The following is a 17,695-nucleotide window of genomic DNA, read 5'->3' as shown; positions in this document are numbered from 1 at the left end:
TCACTTGATCAGAAAGGCTATCACACCTGTTCTCAATATCTATCTTAAGCCAGTATTTACTAAATAATGAACGTTGAGCTTGGTTCTTGCAGCGTTGCTTGAACCAAAGGCAGCCCCAAAAAGCATTCGCGCAATTCATCGCGCAGAATATTGCCCGAAATATGTTGAATCAAGCGTTGCGCGTGTTGGCGCTCGCTTACTGCAAGCGTCAATTTGCCCTGGGCTTCGAGCCATTCGGCGCGCCACGCCCGAAAACGCCACAAATCATGAATATCGCCAGCGGGCTTTTCGTTGATTAATACGTCGCTGAATTTGATAGCTTCGGTCAATTGGCCTTGCGCCGCAGCCAAACGCGACCGATAGTTGGAAATGAGCGAGCCACCAAACCATAACGTTGAAAGTTGCTCGACAATTTCGTTCAGCAAGCGCTCGGCATGGGTATATTCGCCAAGTTTGAGGCACAATTCAATATGGATAACCCGCAACATCACCCCAGCAACCACCTGTTGCTCGCCAAGTTCAAAGCTCAAAATATGACGAATCGTTTCGCTTAGCTCAGCTGGATCTTGGTTAGTTTGCTCGAGCGTGATGAGCAAGCGCAGGGCAATGAATAATTGGCGCAAGGCAACTAAGGCTTCGTCCTTAAGCTGTTCAATGTAGGTCTCGGCAGTTTCCAGCACATCGAGCGCCGCTTGATAATCGCCAAGCATACGATAGAGCCGAATCAGCTCAGTGCGCCCATACATATTCAGCATAATTGGCCCTGAAATGCTTGATTGCTCGATTGATGATTGGAACATATGTAGCGCTTGTTGAATATCGCCAGTTTCCACCGCAATGCCACCAAGCACCGAGCGCGAAAAGCCCAAATTCCAGGCGTTGCCAATCATTAAGGCCAAACGCTCAGCCTCGCGAGCATAGCGCACAGCTTGCTCCAAATCGCGCCGCGAATAGTAGAAATCGGCCATACCCGAAAGGCTATCAGCCAACATCGGCAAGTTATTCAATGAGCGCCAAAGTTCAATCGCCTCGCGCAACATACGTTCGGCCAATTCTGGCTGACCATTGTTAATTGCAACGCGGTGAAAATCGTTGAGACAATAGGCTTGTAGCTCGCGCATGCCCAACTCGCGGGCAAGGCCAAGCGCTTTTTCGCCCCACGGCTCAGCAGCGGTAAAGCGGCTAAGATGGCCTTCAATCAAGGCCAAGAGCCAGTAACAACGAGCCTCTGATTGGCGGTCGCCTTGTTGGGTCGCCAGTTCTAAGGCGCGCATGGTCTCGCTACGGCTGCGATCAAGGTCGCGATGGTGGCTCGGCAGCATCAACAAGCGCGCATGCTCAATCAACACAATAATCAACGATTCGGTGTCGTTTTCGCTGTCGCAGCGCTCAAGCACGTGGTGGTATAAATCGAGCGCCTGCTTGGTTTCGCCAATCAACTCGGTAGCACGCGCATAATTCAAATACAAGCCCCGCACGACGCTCAAGGGCAAATCGTAATGATGGCTCAAATCGTGGGCGCGTTCGTAATGGCGAATTGCCTCGCGCAAGGCATATTGGCGATAGGCCACATCGCCAGCAAGCAAGGCATATTCAAAGGCCTTGGGATGCTCGGCATGCATAAAGTGGTTGGCCAAGGCCGCTGCCAATTCTTCGCGCCGCGAGGGATACAACGCTTCCAAGGTTTCGCCAACCACGCCATGCAAACGGCGACGCTCGGTTTGCAAGGTCGTGCTATACACCACTTCGTGCACCAAGGCATGGCGAAAACGCAAATAACCGTTGGGATTCGTGCGATCGCGGCGTAACAACTCGCGATCAACCAACAAATCGATTGAATTAGTCATTTTTTCGGCGGTTGAGCCAAGCACTTCGGCCACCACGCGAATTGCAAAGCGACGGCCAATCACCGCTGCAATGTGCAACAATTGGCGTAACTCGCTGGGCAAGCGGTCGATCCGCGCTGCCAACAAGCCATGCACGCTATCGGGCAATTCGATTTGATTAATTGCTTCGAGCGCCACCCAACTATTGCCATCGTGCATAATCGCTTCGCGATCAATCAGCGTGCGAATCACTTCTTCGACAAAGAAGGGATTGCCATCTGCTTTATTGAGAATCGCGGTGCGCAAATGCTCGGGCAAGCCATCGAAATGCAGCAAATTGGCGATTAATTCACGGCCATTGGCCAACGATAAGGGCGCTAAATTCAATTCGAGGCCACTTAAATCACGAGCAGATTCGACTAAGCGCCAACCCACTACTTCACGATCAGGCCGCGAGGTGGCCAAAATCACCAGCGGAATGTCGTTGTGCAATTGCAAGAGATTTTGCAGCACATCGACCGAAGCCTCGTCGGCCCAGTGAATATCCTCAATCGACCAAATGACGGGCGTATGTTGGCCTTGGGCCAGCACTAAACGGCGCACGGCGGTGATATATAAGGCTTGCAACGCTTGCGGACTGAGTTCATCGAAGCGGCGCGAGGCTGGCAGCAACAACAAATGGCTCAGCGCTGGAATCACCTGATCAGCTTGATCTAACAATAATGCTGTGGCGATTTGATGCAAGGCCGCTGCCATATCATCTTCGCTATCGGTAATTGAAACGCCAATCAGCGAGCGCACCAAATCGCGCAGCAAGGCGTAAGCACTTTCTTGGGTGTAGGAGAGACAACGGGCCTCGTACCAAACAACCTGGGGCAATTGCTCAAAACTTTGATTGCGCCATTCGGTCAACAGCCGACTTTTGCCAATGCCCGCTTCGCCGACCGCCATCACCACCCGCCCGCGCTGTTTGCTGAGATCAGCGGTAACTGCCAACAAACTATCGAGTTCGCCATTGCGGCCAACCATGGGGCTTTGCAGGCCTTTGATGCCTCGGCCAGATGAGGGTCGCGGATTGATGCCGCGCAACTGGAAGACCGCCACATGCTCAGAGCGCCCTTTAATCGCTTTTTCGCCAAGGGCTGCATAATCAAAAACGTGGGCGGTCATGCGTTGGGTTTCAGGGCCAACCAAAATCTCGGCGTTGCTCGCCAAATCTTGCAAGCGTGCAGCCAAATTAACTGCATCGCCAATGACCGAATATTGCTGCCGACCAAGCGAGCCGATGCCACCAGCAATCACCACGCCAGTATTGATACCGATATGCAAGCCAAGTTCAAGCCCTTCTTGTTGGCTGAGTTCAGCAATTGCAGCGAGCATGGCGCTGGCGGCGTGGACGGCGCGAATCGGATCATCTTCGTGGGCGAGGGGTGCGCCAAAAATCGCCATAATTGCATCGCCAATAAATTTATCGACGACCCCGCCGTAGTGCTCGATAATCGGCACCAAACGGTCAAAACAGGTATTAATTAAGCGATGTACAGCCTCAGCATCGAGCTGTTCAGCAATTGAGGTAAAGCCCACCAAATCGGCGAACATCACCGTAACCCGCCGCCGTTCGCTACGGGGCAACGGCGTATCGGCCAACATGCGGCCACATTGTGAGCAAAAACGTGCGCTGGCAGGGTTGAGGTTGAGACATTCTGTACATTGCATAGGCGGTGTACTCGGCGCAAAAATATTGCACCATTATAGCGTTAATTTAACTATTTTTGAAACAAATGTTTACTAGAAATGTATGTGAATAGTGACGAAAACCCGTCACTCGTATCAACAAGTGACGGGGTTGGAAATTCGGTGGAGCAGGTTTTAGTTGAATGGCAAGGTGATGGTGGATTGTTGGCCTTGGGCGCTGGTGGCGCTGGTGCGAACGCTCGCCGAACCATTGCCAATCGCGTTCCAAATTTCAATCCGTACCCGACCATTGCTCAAGTTGGCCCAAGCTCCGCTGCTGCTCTTCAAACCTGAGCTTTGGCTATATTGCTCGAAACCAGCAACCGGATCGGTTGGGAAGTAGTTGTAGGTTTCGGTGCGATCATAGCTGCCGTCGCCAGTCCAGTCGTAGGAGATGCGGGCTTGAACCCCGTTACCCACGGCGGTATTGGAATCGACGAACAACTTGAATTGGGTGGCTTGGCTGTTGTAGCTGCGGGTCAAGCCTGAGATGGTGTAGACCAGCGCATTGGTTGGCGTACCATCGTAGTTGGCTCCGCCAGCTGATGGAATGCTGTCGCTGTTGGCTCCAGCGCCTGCGCTCAAGCTCAAGGTACCAGCCACATTTTGGGCAGCGCCATCGATCACGTGCAGGGTGTTGCCACTACCACCAGCATCGATCTTGGTCAGTTGCCATTGTTGGTTGGTCGCGCCGACATATTCCCATTGATGGACGTTGCCACCATCGGCGGTTGAGGCATCAGCAACATCAAGCGCCTTGCCACTGTGGCGGGCAATAATCGCATAGTAGCCGCTGCCAACATCGCGCAAACACCATTGTTGGTTGGTGGTGTTGCCATATGGCCATTGATGGATGTTGACCCCGTTGCCAGTTGCGGTCACACCGCCAGCAACATCAAGCGCTTTGCCACTGTGGCGAGCGGTTACTTTGAAGTAGTTGCTGCCAACGCCTTCGAAGCGCCATTGTTGGTTGGCTCCACCGACATAGCCCCATTGATGCACGTTCGCACCATCAGCGGTCGAAACTGCATCGACATCCAAGGCTTTGCCACTGTGGCGAGCAGTTACGCGATAGTAGGCATTGGCATCCAAGCTGACTGTTGAACAACCAGCAACTGGCGTGGCGGTTGGTTGCACTGGCGTTGCGGTTGGATTGACCGGAGTCGCCGTTGGATTGACTGGCGTGGCGGTCGGGTTGACTGGCGTGGCGGTTGGTGGTGGCGTTGTGCCCGTGCTACTAGCCATGCTGCGCGCAGGAATGCTATTCAAGACCACACCATTCGAGAAGGTAACGCTCAATGGGCTACCAGTTGGGTTCCAGGCAATGTAGGTGCGGACACCATTTTTGTTGAATACCGCATAGGTTGGCGTGTTGGCGGTGATCGAGGTATCGATCGAACCCAACTGCTTCAAGTTGCGAATCCAGTGGTAGGTGTGGGCTTTGGTTTCGCCTTCTTCTGGCGTGAAGGGGACGGTATCGAACTTAGTTGCAGCAGTTGCAGCATCACCAAAAGCTTGGAATTGCCAAATAATATCGAGCCAATAACGTTCTGCGCCACCGATGTTGTTGCGCATTTGGCTGTAGTTTTTGTTGACGTAGGCTGGATTGCGGCCTAAGTACAACGAACCACCGTGGAATGGCAAGAAGTTGATGCCGTGGATCATTTCTGGGTTGGCGCTGAACCAGGTTGCATAGCTGCCACCATCGCCCCAAACCATGCCGACTGCTGGGTGATTGTTGTTGGCGGTGAAGCCAGCAGGGAACACAGCGTTATCAACATTGAACCAATATTGCTCGATAGCGTGGGTTTCATGGGTATACATGAAGATCCCAAGGTCGCGCAATTGGGCGTTGCCAGTGTTTGCACCCCACAACAGCACAGCGCTGTTGAACATCATTGCTTCTGATGATGATTCATGGTTGTTGCCTGCGCCGAAGCCAGCGTGGCCCGAAGCCCATGAGTGGCCTTCGTAGATGTCGAAAGTGCGCAAGCGGGGGAAGCGTGGATCGCTGGCGGTACTAATGTTAGCAGCGTCGTTGATCAACAGTTTGACCATCGAACCCCAGTTGCTATCAAGCGCCCAATTTGGATCGTATTGGGCCAAGATTGCCGCAGCGTAGATGTAGTAGCCATAGTGGAAGTGGTGGTCGTTCAATTCGGTATCCGAGCCGAATGAGGCTGGATAGCCGATGACCGTGCCCCAATTGCTGTTGTAGTAGAACTGGCCGTTGGTGTCGTTGGCGCTGGCGGTGAACCATTCTTGCAAACGGTTGCGCACGGCGGTAATCAACGAGTTGCGGGCGTTGGTATTACCCAATTGTTCAGCAATCGGAATCAAGTTTGCCAACCGCAGCAATGCCTTACCAGTGTAATAGGTATCGCCGCCAGCAAAGTGGCTGGCTTCGTTAGCAACATCGTTCAAATGATTGTTGAGCGTGGTGCGGTTGTAATCGCCTGCATCTGGCAAGGCTGGCAGCACGCCGTTGAAGCGCATCGAGGTGGTAAACGAGTTACCATCGCGCAAACGAATTTGGCCGCGAGCAGTGGTATAGCTGTAGTTGGTCAACGCCGTCGATGAGTTGATCGCGTGGTGGCGATACAAGCCCAGCACGGTGTTGGTATTGCTGCCTTCTTTGGCAACCGTGGTTGCGCTGAAGGTCGTGTTCAAGCTAGCCGTCGCTTGGTCGTAGCTCCAGCTGGCAGTGGTGTTGGTCACAAAAGCATAGGCGCGTGACTTGAAGAAATTAAAGGTTGCCACGCTATTATCAGGCAGCAGCGCCACCGAATAATAATCCTTGCCCGCCAAATTCGATTGGAAATTATTCCCCGATTGGCTCCACGTAGCGCCAGTTGGGGCAAAAATACCATAGTGATGGCCGTTGACCGTGATGCCAAGCGCATTGGTGCCAGCGCCAGTCCAGACGCTTGGCGGAGCAGCAGCTCCAATCAAGGCATCGCCGCCGCTCTTGGTCAGGTATACGAATGGCATACCATGGCCGAAGGTTGCGCGCAGTGTACCGCCACCATTCCAATAGGCTGTGACCGTCCAATCCGAGTAACCATCAACTTTGGCATCAGGCGAGTTCAAGCCCACCAAACCAAGGTTCAGGTCTTCGGAAGCGTTATAGTGGAATTCGCCAATGTAGTTGGGCGAGCCAGTTGAAATTGCGGGAATCGTGGGGAAGGTTACGCCTAAGCCAGCTGATTTGGCTTTGACAATCAACGGCAAGGCCGTCATATTTTCCGAATAGGGATTACCAGGGAAACGCTGCCAGCCGAGCGAACTCCACCAATCGTTGGTGGGCATTGCGCCAGTGACATTGGCAGTGCGTTTGGGAGAAACAGGATTGCCATTAAAATCATCGGGAACTTTCGCACCTGCTGGCAAGTTGGTGGTGTAGCTGCCAAGCCCAGCTTGATCAGCGTTGGCAACAGGTTGCGTGGGAGAAAAGAACAAACTTGTGGTTAAAAATGTAAGCAGAGTTCCTGCCAGCCATGGTAATCGTTTTGAGCGATTAGGTAAATGTTGTGTATTCATGCACATCCTCGTGTACTAATCAACGTCGATAGCCGAAATGTTATGAACTTCTCGTCGCATGAATCAAGCAACCTCCTTCGATCAAAGAATCCATATACTGCCATTTTAATTTTTTCCTAACTATTATTCAATGACTAAAATAAGTCATTTCGCATGCTGAATGCTTCCGAAGTCTCGTTAAATAGTTAATCGTTCTATGCTACTATGCGCAGAATTGCATATAGAGAATAGGAACCACGCATGGCAGAGTTGCAAACCTGGCAGGCCACCAGTCTGTTGGAGCTACGTTTTATCTCCGATGCCCAAATTGCGCCCAATGGCGAGCACATCGCATTTGTCGAAACCTGGATCGAGGAAACAGTGGGGAAAAATGGCCCGCGCAAGCCCGATTATCGCTCGGCGATTATGCTAATTCAGGCCGATGGTGGCACGCCGCAACGCATGACATTCAGCGTTTCAGGCCGCGATAGCTCGCCGCGCTGGTCGCCCGATGGCAGCAAATTGGCCTTTATTTCAACCCGCGATGCAGGCGTAGCCCAATTATTTGTGCTCGATTTGAGCCGTGGTGGCGAGGCCCAGCAACTTACCAGCCTTGGGTATGGTGTGGCCGAAATCAATTGGCGGCCCGATAGTCAAGCCTTAACTTTTATCTCACGCGGAGCCAAAGCCAAAGATCAAGCCCATGTCGAGAGCTTGCGCGACGAAAAAATTATCGAGCGCTTGCCGTTTAAATTTGATGGCGTAGGCTATTTGCAGCCAGAATATGCCCAAATTTGGCTGGTTGAGCTTGGCCAAGCACCGCGCCAAATCACCGACCAAGCGTTTGATCACGCTGATCCAGCGTGGTCGCCCGATGGCAGCGAATTGGCGTTTATTACGGTTTCGCGGGCAGAATTAGAGCATACCCGCCAAGCAGATATGTATCTTTTAAATGTTGATAGTGGCACATCACGCTGCTTGACCAACGCGCTTGGGCCGGTTTACCACCCAACTTGGTCGCCTGATGGCTCGCAAATCGCCTATATCGGCCACGATCAACAGCTTGGCAATGCTTCAAACGAGGCGTTGTGGTGTGTTAGTCGCGCTGGTGGCGATGCGCGCTTGCTCAGCGTTGGCTTTGAACATGGCCTAGAAAATAGCATTATCAGCGATTCACGGATTGGGCGCTTTCCTTATCGGCCATATTGGCGAGATAACGGCATCTACTGTTTGGCAACTCGCGCCGCCCGCACCCGCGCCTATCGCTACAGCGACGGTAGCATGCATGAACTCACGCCTGAAGATAATCCCAGCATTTCGGGCTACAGCCAATCATTAAACAAACGCACCGCCTTCACCGCAGGCACTGCCACCCAACTCGAATGCCTGTATATGGGTGATGCAGATGGCAGCATTAATGTGCTCTACGACCCCAACGCCAGTTTGCTTGCCAACATCCAAACGATCGAGCCAGAACGCTTTACCTACAACAGTTTCGATGGCTTGGAGATCGAAGGTTGGGCGATTAAGCCAGTTGGCTTTACTGAAGGCCAGCAATATCCATCGTTGCTCTACATTCATGGTGGCCCGCACAGCGCCTACGGCCACAATTTTATGCACGAATTTCAAGTGCTGGCGGCGGCTGGCTATGGCGTAATTTACACCAACCCACGCGGTGGCACGGGCTATGGCCAACGCTTTCGCTCATTGGTGCGCCAAGATTTTGGTGGCGACGATTATCGCGATCTCATGGCCGCCGCCGATTTGGCTGAAAGCTGGGATTGGATCGACAGCAAGCACATGGGTGTGCTCGGTGGCTCGTATGGCGGCTACATGACTAACTGGATCATCAGCCATACCGACCGTTTTGCCGCCGCCAACACCCAGCGCTGTATCTCCAATTTGATGAGTTTCTTCGGCACATCGGATATTGGGCCATACTTCGCTGAAGATGAATTTGGTGGCAAGCCATGGGCCGATATTGATAAATTCATGGAACGCTCACCAATTCGTTATGTCAATTCAATTAACACACCATTGTTGATTTTGCATTCTGATGAAGACCATCGCTGCCCAGTCGAGCAAGCAGAGCAACTGTATACCGCGCTTAAAGTGCTCGACAAACCAGTGCGCTTTGTGCGCTTCCCACGCGAAGGCCACGAACTTTCGCGCAGCGGCGAGCCATTGCATCGTATCGCGCGGATCGAATATATTCTCGATTGGTTCGGCCACTATTTGCAAGGCCACAACCTCACGCCCGCCGATCAGTTTCGGCGCAGTGTTGCTGGCGAATGGAAAAGCAATCAATAGATCAAAAAGATCAAAAGCTGCGCTGATCGATTCAGATTAGCGCAGCCCAAATAATTTAATCCACAGCCGTTGCCAGTTTTAGGCAGCGGCTTTTTGTTTGGTTTGTTGGCCGCGATACCAAGCGATCGTTGCTTGCAACGCCTGCTCCAAGGGCGTAGCGGCTAAGCCAAGCTCGCGCTCAATCGCTTGGGCATCGACAATTTGCGGCTCAGTATATTGATAAAACATCTCAACAAACTCGCGCATAAATGAATCCATCAGCCCAAACGCACGAATCGCCATTTTGGGCAGGGCAATGCTGCGCACGGGATAGCCCAGCAATTGGCCGATCGTTTGCAACATAGCACGTTGAGTCAATGGCGGCGCGACTGGCAAATGCCATGCTTGGCCAACAGCGGCGGGATGCTGGCCCAACAAGGCCAAGCCACGAGCGACATCACCGATATAGCTAAAACTATGCGGCAAATCGATGTTGCCCAACAATTGAGCTGGTTTATGTTGCAACAACATGGGAAAAACCCGATCGCCCAAGGTTGAATTTAAGACGCGTGGGCCGAAGAAATCGGCGGCGTGCCCAATCGCCACTTCCAGCGTGCCAGCCCGATGCGCGGCCAAATAGGTTTCGACCAACTCCGCACGCATGCGGCCTTTACGCGTATGTGGCGCAAACGGCGTGGCTTCAGTCAACGGGCGGCCTTGGCTCGAACCATAGACATAGAGCGTGTCGAGCACCACCAAGCGCGCGCCCTCTGCCGCAGTTGCCTGCATAATTGTTTGCTGAAATTGCGGCATAATCTTGGTCTGTTCAGCATAATGAACGTTAGCGCAGTGGTAAACGACCTTCGCTCCTTGGCACAATTCATTAATTTGGGCTTGATTTAATAAATCGCCAGCCACAACTTCAACTGTTGCGGGCAGATCGGCCTTGCCACTACGATTCACACAGCGCACTTGCTGGCCTTGGCGCAACAGTTCCTCGGCGAGGCTACTACCAGCTGGGCCAGTGCCAAAAATCACATGCAATGAACTCATTTTAATACTCCTTGTACAATAATCAATAATCGAACAATGTTCGATATCGAATAAAAAAATTTATGTGGTGGTCATTAATAAGCCCTGTAGCAAAGCTTGGGTGGTACGTTGGATGCGCGCTTCGATCTGTGCTACTTGGCTGAGGCGTTGGCTCAGCGCGAGGCTGACGATGCCATGCAAGGTTGCCCAGAGAATTTCGCTATCTTCGCGTAAATTTGGGCTGGTAACCTGTTCGTCGATCAATAATGCTTGTAAATCTTGCTCAACCAGCAAACATGTTGGCCACGCTGCTTGGTTGCGCAAATCAGGGTTAACCGTCACGCCATCCATGCCATGCATCACTTGGTAAAGGTCGGGATTGGCTTGGGCAAAGTGCCAATATGCCAAGGCCAAGGCCTGCAAACGCTGATAGGGATCGACGTAAACGGCGCTCGCTTGTTGCATGACATTGGTTAATTGTTGAAAGCCAATTTCCAACAAGGCTTCCAAAATAGCTTCCTTGCTGGCGAAATATTCATAGACCATCGATGGGCTATATTCGATCAACTCAGCAACTTTGCGGATGGTCAGGCCCGACCAACCCTCAGCTTGGGCAATTTGACGCGCACCACTCAAAATCCCCTCGCGGGTCGCTTGTTTGATCCGTTCGCGCCGTTCTTTACTGCCCATCGTTGCATCCATTTCAGCTATAATCGTTTTTCGAACAATGTTCGATAAAAATATACTTGTTCAAAACAGGTTTGTCAAGGGGGCAGAAACCGTGAAGAGCGCGAAGGTTAAGTTTTTAATCCACGAAGGACACGAAGAGCACGAAGGGTGTTTTTTTAGCCACGAATTGCACGAAGAACGTCAAGCTCAATGTTTAACGCATTGCCCTTCATCCCTCATCCCTCATACTTCATCCTTTTCTCTCTGCGCCTCTGCGTTAAAACGTTCTGCCTTCTGCCTCTGTTCTATGCTCTATGTTCTATTTTGACTTTTGCCTTCATCCCTCATCCCTTCTCTCTAAGGCTGATTTAGGCTTGCTTCACCAATTCGACCACAACCGTGCCACTATCATCGAGCAAGCTCAATTTATCGCCAGCCATCTTATAACTGGTTACTTTTTCGAGTGCTTGGAAGAGGGTGGTTTCTTGTTGTTGCAACTCAGGGTCGGCACAAGCCATCTTGGTCGACATCACTGGGCCAAGCGTTAATTGCTCGCCATTAATTTTGGCATCGCCACCGTAGCCATTACACCCGCTATGGCCTGAAGCGCGGCCATCCATTTCAAATCTAAGTGGTAACGCTTGCTGACCTTTCAGCGCTTGGCCATTGATCTGCAAGACATTCCATTTTGAGCCAGCCAAGCCAGCACCTGGTTGCGAAACATCAACCGTGGGCACGTTGGTTGGCATTGCGGTTGGCGTGGTCGCACTCCCACAGCCAGCCAAAGCGGCAAAGAGAGCAAATATCGTTAATGTGCGGCGCATAGAATCCTCCAAAAAGTTATATGTTACCTAGCCAAAACGTTAAAACTCGGCCAAAAGTTCCCTGAGAAAATTAATATCGCTGTGCTATAATATGCCGCAGATTCGCCAAAATGTAACCCGCTTACAATGGTGGCAGGAGGAATGCATGGATATTAGCCATAAAACCTATAATCGTGTTGATGTTATCACCGTTTCTGGACGGTTGGCCGCAGAAACCAAAGATGCGCTGAACGATAAGATTAACCAAATTTATGAGGAAAACCGCCATCGGATTGTCCTCGATCTCGAAAACTTAGAGTATATCAGTAGCCCAGGCTTACGGGTCTTGATTGAAGCACGTAAAAAAGCCCGCGAATGGAAATTTAGCGAGCTTGAACGTGGTGATGTGCGGATCGCCAATCTGCCCCAACGGATTCGCGAAGTATTCGACTTAACTGGCTTCACGCCATTGTTCCAAATTTACGACGACTTGGTGGAAGCTGTTGGCAGCTTCTAGACGAATTTCGGTGAGACGATATGGCGCAAACCGCTGAACTTAAACTGCCAGGGGTACTCGATTCGCTCAGTGCCCTGTGTAAGTTTGCCTATCAGGCAGCACTCGAAGCTGGGCTTAACGAACATACGGCGTGGGAAATTGAATTGGCTGTTGATGAAGCAGCCACCAATATTATCCAACACGCCTACACTGCTGAACATCCTGGTGATGTTCGCTTGGTCTGCGGACGCGATGGCAGCCGTTTTGTTGTACGGTTGTTCGATCGCGGGGTTCCTTTTGATCCGGAAACTGTTCCTCCTCCTGATCTGACTTCATCAATCGATACGCGCGAGGCTGGTGGCCTTGGCATGTATTTGATGGGCAGAATGATGGATGATGTGCAATTCAACTACAATCCTGAAACTGGTGAAAATGAGTTACACATGAGTAAAATCGTTGGAACACGCCTGCCCGACGATGTACGGGTTGTGCCAGTTCAAGGCCGGATTGATGCCACGGCAGCACCTGCCTTAGCCACGATTGTCCATGAAGCCGCCGAAACTGGCGGACGACGCATCTTACTTGATCTGACGGGCGTGACCTTTTTGAGCAGCAGCGGCCTACGCATTTTGCTGTTGTTGGCTCGCGAGCTTAAAGGCTCCAATGGCGAACTGCGCTTATGCTCATTGCAACCAGCGGTGGCGGAAGTCTTTGCACTGACAGGATTCACTCAAATTTTTACCATTCACCGCACTCGTGATGAAGCACTTGCAGCGTTAGCCCAGGTTGAGTAAGGTGCATGTTACCCAGTTTTGATCGTGGAATCCGCATTTCGAAACCACGCATGGTGGCCCTTGGTTGGGCTGCCATGCTCTTTTTGTTGGGCTGCGCCAATATTGTTTGGTATGGGTTGCCCACCTTTAATTCGGCGACCTTGCCAGTTGCTGGCGCATTATTGCTCTTGCTCGATGGCTTAGCCGTCCGCGATCGCTCCAACCAGCCGCTTAGCCTCTCTGGGGTTGTGTTGTTGGCGGTTGCATTGATTAGCACCCCCAGCACCACCTTGGTTTTAGCCGCCGCCTCTGGCTTATGTATTCGGCTTGGGCGTTTGGCCCGTTCCCGCTATGAAGATTGGGCCCGCCGAGCACTCGAAAGTGGCGCGCGCAGTGTGGGTATCGCTATAGCCCTCCCATTTATCAATGATCTCGGTTTATGGTCAAGGCTCAGCTTGCTCATCTTGAGCTATATTGTGGTTGTTCAAGGCGCACGCTTGATCTTTGCCTTGCTCTGGGATGGCAAGCAAATCACGCTTGGCACCTGGCAAGTCAGCGCGCCCAATATTTTTTCAATTGAAATGCTGCCCTTGCCGTTGGCTGCCATCGGCGCTCAAATGGCACAATCGTTTCCCTTTAATTTGGTGGCAATCTCAGCAGCAGGCTTGGTTGGCAGCGCTTGGATGGTGCAACGCGCCAGCCGATCATTAGGCTTGCAACGCCGCACGGTCGCCGAACTTGGCCAAATTAATGCAATCAGCCGCGCCATCATTCGCGCCGAACTCGATGTTGATTCGCTCTGTCAACTGGTGTTTGGCGAGGCCAGCAAGGTTGTCGATACCAGCAATTTCCGTTTGGGCTTGTTTGAAGGTCGCTTCTTTGAGCTTAAAGTGCGGGTGCAAGATGGCCATCACGAGCCACCGTTGCGCGTCGAAATCCCCAACGATCGCGGGATCGTCAGTTGGATTCGGCGCACAGGTCGTTCGTTGTTGGTCGAAGATTTTGAGACCGAGATGGATCGCCTGCCTGCTCAGCCAACCTATCAAGCAGAATTTCCGCCACGCTCAGGGATTTATATTCCGTTGATGACTGGTGATGAGGTTTTAGGCACGATCTCGATTCAAAGCAGCGAGCCACGCGCTTTTGATACCGACGATTTGCGCTTGCTCTCGCTGATTGCCGACCAAGCAGCAGTGGCGATTGATAAAGCCCGCGCCTATTCGGCAGCGCGCCGCCGCGCCGCCCAACTTGCCACAATTGGCGAAGTCAGCCGCCAAGTAACTGCGATTCTCGATTTGGATCGCTTGCTGCCCTCGGTTGTGCATCGCATTCGGGTAAGCTTCGGCTATTCGCAAGTGCATTTATTTACTTTCGATCAACTACATCAACAGCTTTTTTTCCGCGCCAGCACCGCCAGCGATAGCCCATTTTGGCAACGCCAAGGCAAACGCTTGCCGCTTGGCTTGGGGATCGTTGGCCATGTTGCAGTCAGTGGCGAGCCAATGCTGGTCAATGATGTGCGCGAAGAACCACGCTTTTTGCCCGATCAGCCAGGAATTGCCTCAGAATTGGCAGTACCGATGCGGGTTGGTCAGCAATTGCTTGGCGTTTTGGATGTGCAAAGCGAACGCTACGGGGCTTTTGATGAAAATGATTTCTTCGTCGTGCAAACTCTCGCCGATCAAATTGCCATCGCCATCGATAGCGCCTCGGTCTTTCAATCGCAACAAGAAGAGGCTTGGGTGCTGAATGCGCTGTTGCAATCGGCAGAAAATTTTGCTTGGGTCAGCGATATTAGCGAAATGCTGTATCTAAGCGTGCGCCTGCCAGCCTTATTGGTTGGCTGCGAACGAGCATTATGTCTGCTTTGGCAGCGCGAAAGCAATCGCTGGATTTTGGCCGAAGGCTGGGGCTTGACCAACGAACAACGCCAATCGATTGGAGCCAGCGCCACCGATGAACAAGTGCCATGGCTGGTGCGCATGCGCTCCGAAGGCGAGTCGTTTGCTGCCGAGTTGGTCGACCTTGAGCAACTTTCGAGCGCAGGCTTAGTGCCTTACACCAGCTATGGCGCAGTGCTGGCCCAACCGCTCAACTCGCGCGGCGCAACCCTTGGCGTGCTCCTGCTTGAGCAATGTGGCACCGACGAAACCTGGTTGCCGCGCCAAGTGACAATTGCCGCAGGCATTGCAGGCCAAGCAGCTGCCGCAATCGAAAGCGCGTTGTTTGCGCAAATTGAAGCCGCTCGCCAACACATCGAACAGGAAATTAGCGTTGCTCGCGAAATTCAGATTAGCTTGTTGCCTGCCCGCTTGCCGCAACTAGAAGGCTGGGATAGTGGCGCACATTGGAATTTGGCGCGCCAAGTTGGCGGCGATTTCTACGATTTTTGGCAGTTTCGTAGCGGGCCGTCTGCTGGCGAAATGGGCTTTGTGATTGCCGATGTTTCGGATAAAGGCGTGCCTGCTGCTTTGTTTATGGCGCTTTCGCGCTCGCTGGTGCGTGGCGCGGCGCTTGATGGCTCGCCGCCATCGCAAGCAATTGAACGGGCCAACCGCTGGATTATGCGCGATAGCCAGTCGTATATGTTTGTGACTCTCTTTTATGGCATCATTAATCCGGTAACTGGGCGTTTGCGCTATACATGTGCTGGCCACAACCCGCCCCTGCTTTATCGCGCTGCAACTGGCGAGATTGAGCAATTGCGCACGCCAGGCATTGCCTTGGGTGTGATTGATGATGCAGTGTTGGGCGAAGCTGAAACAACTATTGAATTAGGCGATGTTTTAGTCTGTTATACCGATGGCGTAACCGAGGCAGTTGATAGTACAATGGATGAGTGGGGCGTGCCACGGCTGATGGAGACGATTCATCAGACCGCCCATTGCGATGCGGCGACGATGTTAAACACCATCAGCAGTCGACTCGCGGCTCATACTGGCGATTTACCAGCCTTCGATGACCTCACCTTAGTGGTGATCAAACGGCTTGCAAGTGCCAATCAACCTGTTTGAGGAATTTGATCGTGCGTCTCCTAAATAAACATGTGATCATCACTGGTGGCTCCAGCGGCCTTGGCTTTGCCACCGCCCAACGAATGTTGGCTCGCGGAGCGTCGGTTTCGTTGATCGCGCGCAATCGCATTCGCTTGGTCGAGGCCGCCGAACGCCTCCAGCCTTTAGTCAATCGGGCTGGGCAGCGCATCGAAATTGCCACCGCCGATGTGCGAGTGCGCAATGATGTCAGTCAAGCCATCGCCGATCTGATTCAGCGCGCTGGGCCTTGCGATGTGCTTATCGCCGCCGCTGGCAGTATCCAAGCGGGAGCTTTTCAGCAACTTGATGAGCAGATTTTTCACGATTTAATGGAGCTGAATTATTTTGGCACTTTGAATGCGATTCGCGCCGTCGTGCCACATATGCAAAGCCGCCGCGTTGGAGCGCTCGTCGCCGTCTCATCGGTCGCGGGCTTTGTTGGGTCGCTTGGCTATAGTGCCTACACACCAAGCAAATTTGCTGTCCGCGGGCTGATGGAAGTGTTGCGCCAAGAACTCAAAGCCTACAACATCACCAGCAGCGTGGTTTATCCAAGCGATGTCCCAATGCCGGTTACGCAGAGTAACAATGGCGATCAAAGTGGCAACAATCAGCAGCAACTCAATCCTGATCGGCTTGCCCAAGCGATTGTCCGTGGGATTCTCAAACGCCGTTTTATCATCACAGCCGATGCTCAAAGCTCATGGGTGGTGCGAGTTGGTAATTTTGGCTCGCCGCTCTTAAACCGATTTTTTGCGCGGCCTTTGAAGCGTTCACAACAACAACCAAAGCCTCACGAGGATAACACGCCGCCAACCGGCTTGGTTTAAGGAGAGAATTATGCAACCATGGTCTGATGATATTCAACAACAAGCCGCCGTGTTTAACGCCATTGGGGCCGATTATGAGCTGATGTTTGGCAATAATCAAGATCAACAAGATCTGAGCCAATGGCTGGCCGATTTGTTGGAGCCAAACTCAAAGGTGCTTGATGCTGGCTGCGGCACGGGCATTCCTACCGCCCAAACCTTGGCCAAAGCAGGCCATGAAGTAACCTGCCTCGAAATTTCCGCCGCCATGCTCAATTTGGCGCGCCAAAATGTGCCCAATGGCCAGTATGTGCTCGATAGCGTAAATCAGGTTAATTTTGATCCGAATTCATTTGATGCGGTGGTCTCGTTTTTTGCCCTGCTGATGTTGCGCCGCCACGATATTGAACACGCCTTGCAGCAATTTCACCACTGGCTCAAGCCCGCTGGTTTGCTGGTGCTCTCAATGGTCGAGGGCGATTTCGATTATATTCAAATCGTGATTGGCGATCAGCCAGTCTTTGTCACGGCCTATCCCCAAGCCCAACTCGAAGCAGCTATCACCAAAGCTGGCTTTCAAATTTTAGAAACCCGCCTGCAACACTATGTACCGCATCACGGCGCGACCCCCGAAACCCAAATCTTCATCGTTGCCCAGCGCGATTAACTGTTCTCTCACCCCCAGCCCCCGCTCCTACTGGACGCGGGCG

Annotated in this window: 11 protein-coding genes; 6 read left to right on the top strand and 5 right to left on the bottom strand. The window is 52.4% G+C overall.

The genetic code is table 11. The features are described from left to right. Nucleotides 1-59 precede the first annotated feature (59 nt). Together C5S61_RS24975 and C5S61_RS24970 are read right to left on the bottom strand one after the other, a co-directional pair. Nucleotides 60-3,542, bottom strand: a complete 3,483-nt coding sequence (locus C5S61_RS24975; protein ID WP_110520031.1) for an ATP-binding protein — start codon at nt 3,540-3,542, stop codon at nt 60-62. A 153-nt stretch (nt 3,543-3,695) separates the two neighbouring features. After that, the gene (locus tag C5S61_RS24970; RefSeq protein WP_164689779.1) at nt 3,696-7,100 is read right to left on the bottom strand and encodes a glycosyl hydrolase; all 3,405 of its coding nucleotides are present in this window, start codon (nt 7,098-7,100) and stop codon (nt 3,696-3,698) included. A gap of 240 nt (nt 7,101-7,340) precedes the next feature. On the opposite strand from C5S61_RS24970, the gene C5S61_RS24965 reads away from it, so the two are divergent. Continuing rightward, a complete protein-coding gene (locus C5S61_RS24965; protein ID WP_110520027.1) occupies nt 7,341-9,389 on the top strand; it encodes a S9 family peptidase in 2,049 nt (682 codons plus the stop codon). A 78-nt stretch (nt 9,390-9,467) separates the two neighbouring features. Here C5S61_RS24965 and C5S61_RS24960 read toward each other — a convergent pair whose 3' ends face one another. The 3 genes from C5S61_RS24960 to C5S61_RS24950 all read right to left on the bottom strand — a co-directional run bounded on the left by C5S61_RS24960 (nt 9,468) and on the right by C5S61_RS24950 (nt 11,893). Then, nucleotides 9,468-10,421 (bottom strand): NAD-dependent epimerase/dehydratase family protein, encoded by a 954-nt coding sequence (locus C5S61_RS24960; RefSeq protein ID WP_110520025.1) that lies wholly within the window; start codon nt 10,419-10,421, stop codon nt 9,468-9,470. A 60-nt stretch (nt 10,422-10,481) separates the two neighbouring features. Next, nucleotides 10,482-11,090, bottom strand: a complete 609-nt coding sequence (locus C5S61_RS24955) for a TetR/AcrR family transcriptional regulator (RefSeq protein ID WP_164689778.1) — start codon at nt 11,088-11,090, stop codon at nt 10,482-10,484. A 347-nt stretch (nt 11,091-11,437) separates the two neighbouring features. Further along, nucleotides 11,438-11,893: an META domain-containing protein gene (locus tag C5S61_RS24950; protein ID WP_110520021.1), complete on the bottom strand. Its 456-nt coding sequence runs from the start codon at nt 11,891-11,893 to the stop codon at nt 11,438-11,440. A 145-nt stretch (nt 11,894-12,038) separates the two neighbouring features. Between C5S61_RS24950 and C5S61_RS24945 the strand changes: the two genes are divergently transcribed. Genes C5S61_RS24945 through C5S61_RS24925 form a run of 5 tightly spaced genes read left to right on the top strand, consistent with a single transcriptional unit; the run spans nt 12,039 to nt 17,652 of the window. Further along, nucleotides 12,039-12,389, top strand: coding sequence for an STAS domain-containing protein (locus C5S61_RS24945; RefSeq protein ID WP_054534399.1), 351 nt, complete (start codon nt 12,039-12,041; stop codon nt 12,387-12,389). 20 nt (nt 12,390-12,409) lie between these two features. Beyond that, nucleotides 12,410-13,162 carry an anti-sigma factor antagonist gene (locus tag C5S61_RS24940; RefSeq protein WP_054534400.1) on the top strand — a complete coding sequence of 251 codons (753 nt, stop codon included), beginning with the start codon at nt 12,410-12,412 and terminating at the stop codon, nt 13,160-13,162. Nucleotides 13,163-13,167: 5 nt separating this feature from the next. Beyond that, entirely contained in the window at nt 13,168-16,155 is a 2,988-nt protein-coding gene (locus C5S61_RS24935) for a GAF domain-containing SpoIIE family protein phosphatase (protein ID WP_110520019.1), read from the top strand. An 11-nt stretch (nt 16,156-16,166) separates the two neighbouring features. Continuing rightward, nucleotides 16,167-17,006 carry an SDR family oxidoreductase gene (locus C5S61_RS24930; RefSeq protein ID WP_164689777.1) on the top strand — a complete coding sequence of 280 codons (840 nt, stop codon included), beginning with the start codon at nt 16,167-16,169 and terminating at the stop codon, nt 17,004-17,006. 10 nt (nt 17,007-17,016) lie between these two features. After that, the gene (locus tag C5S61_RS24925; RefSeq protein ID WP_110520016.1) at nt 17,017-17,652 is read left to right on the top strand and encodes a class I SAM-dependent methyltransferase; all 636 of its coding nucleotides are present in this window, start codon (nt 17,017-17,019) and stop codon (nt 17,650-17,652) included. Nucleotides 17,653-17,695: the final 43 nt, after the last annotated feature.

Source organism: Herpetosiphon llansteffanensis (genome assembly GCF_003205875.1).
GTDB classification, from domain to species: Bacteria; Chloroflexota; Chloroflexia; order Chloroflexales; family Herpetosiphonaceae; genus Herpetosiphon; species Herpetosiphon llansteffanensis.
Note: the sequence above shows the minus strand (reverse complement) of the source record. Positions and strands in the feature narration are given on the sequence as shown.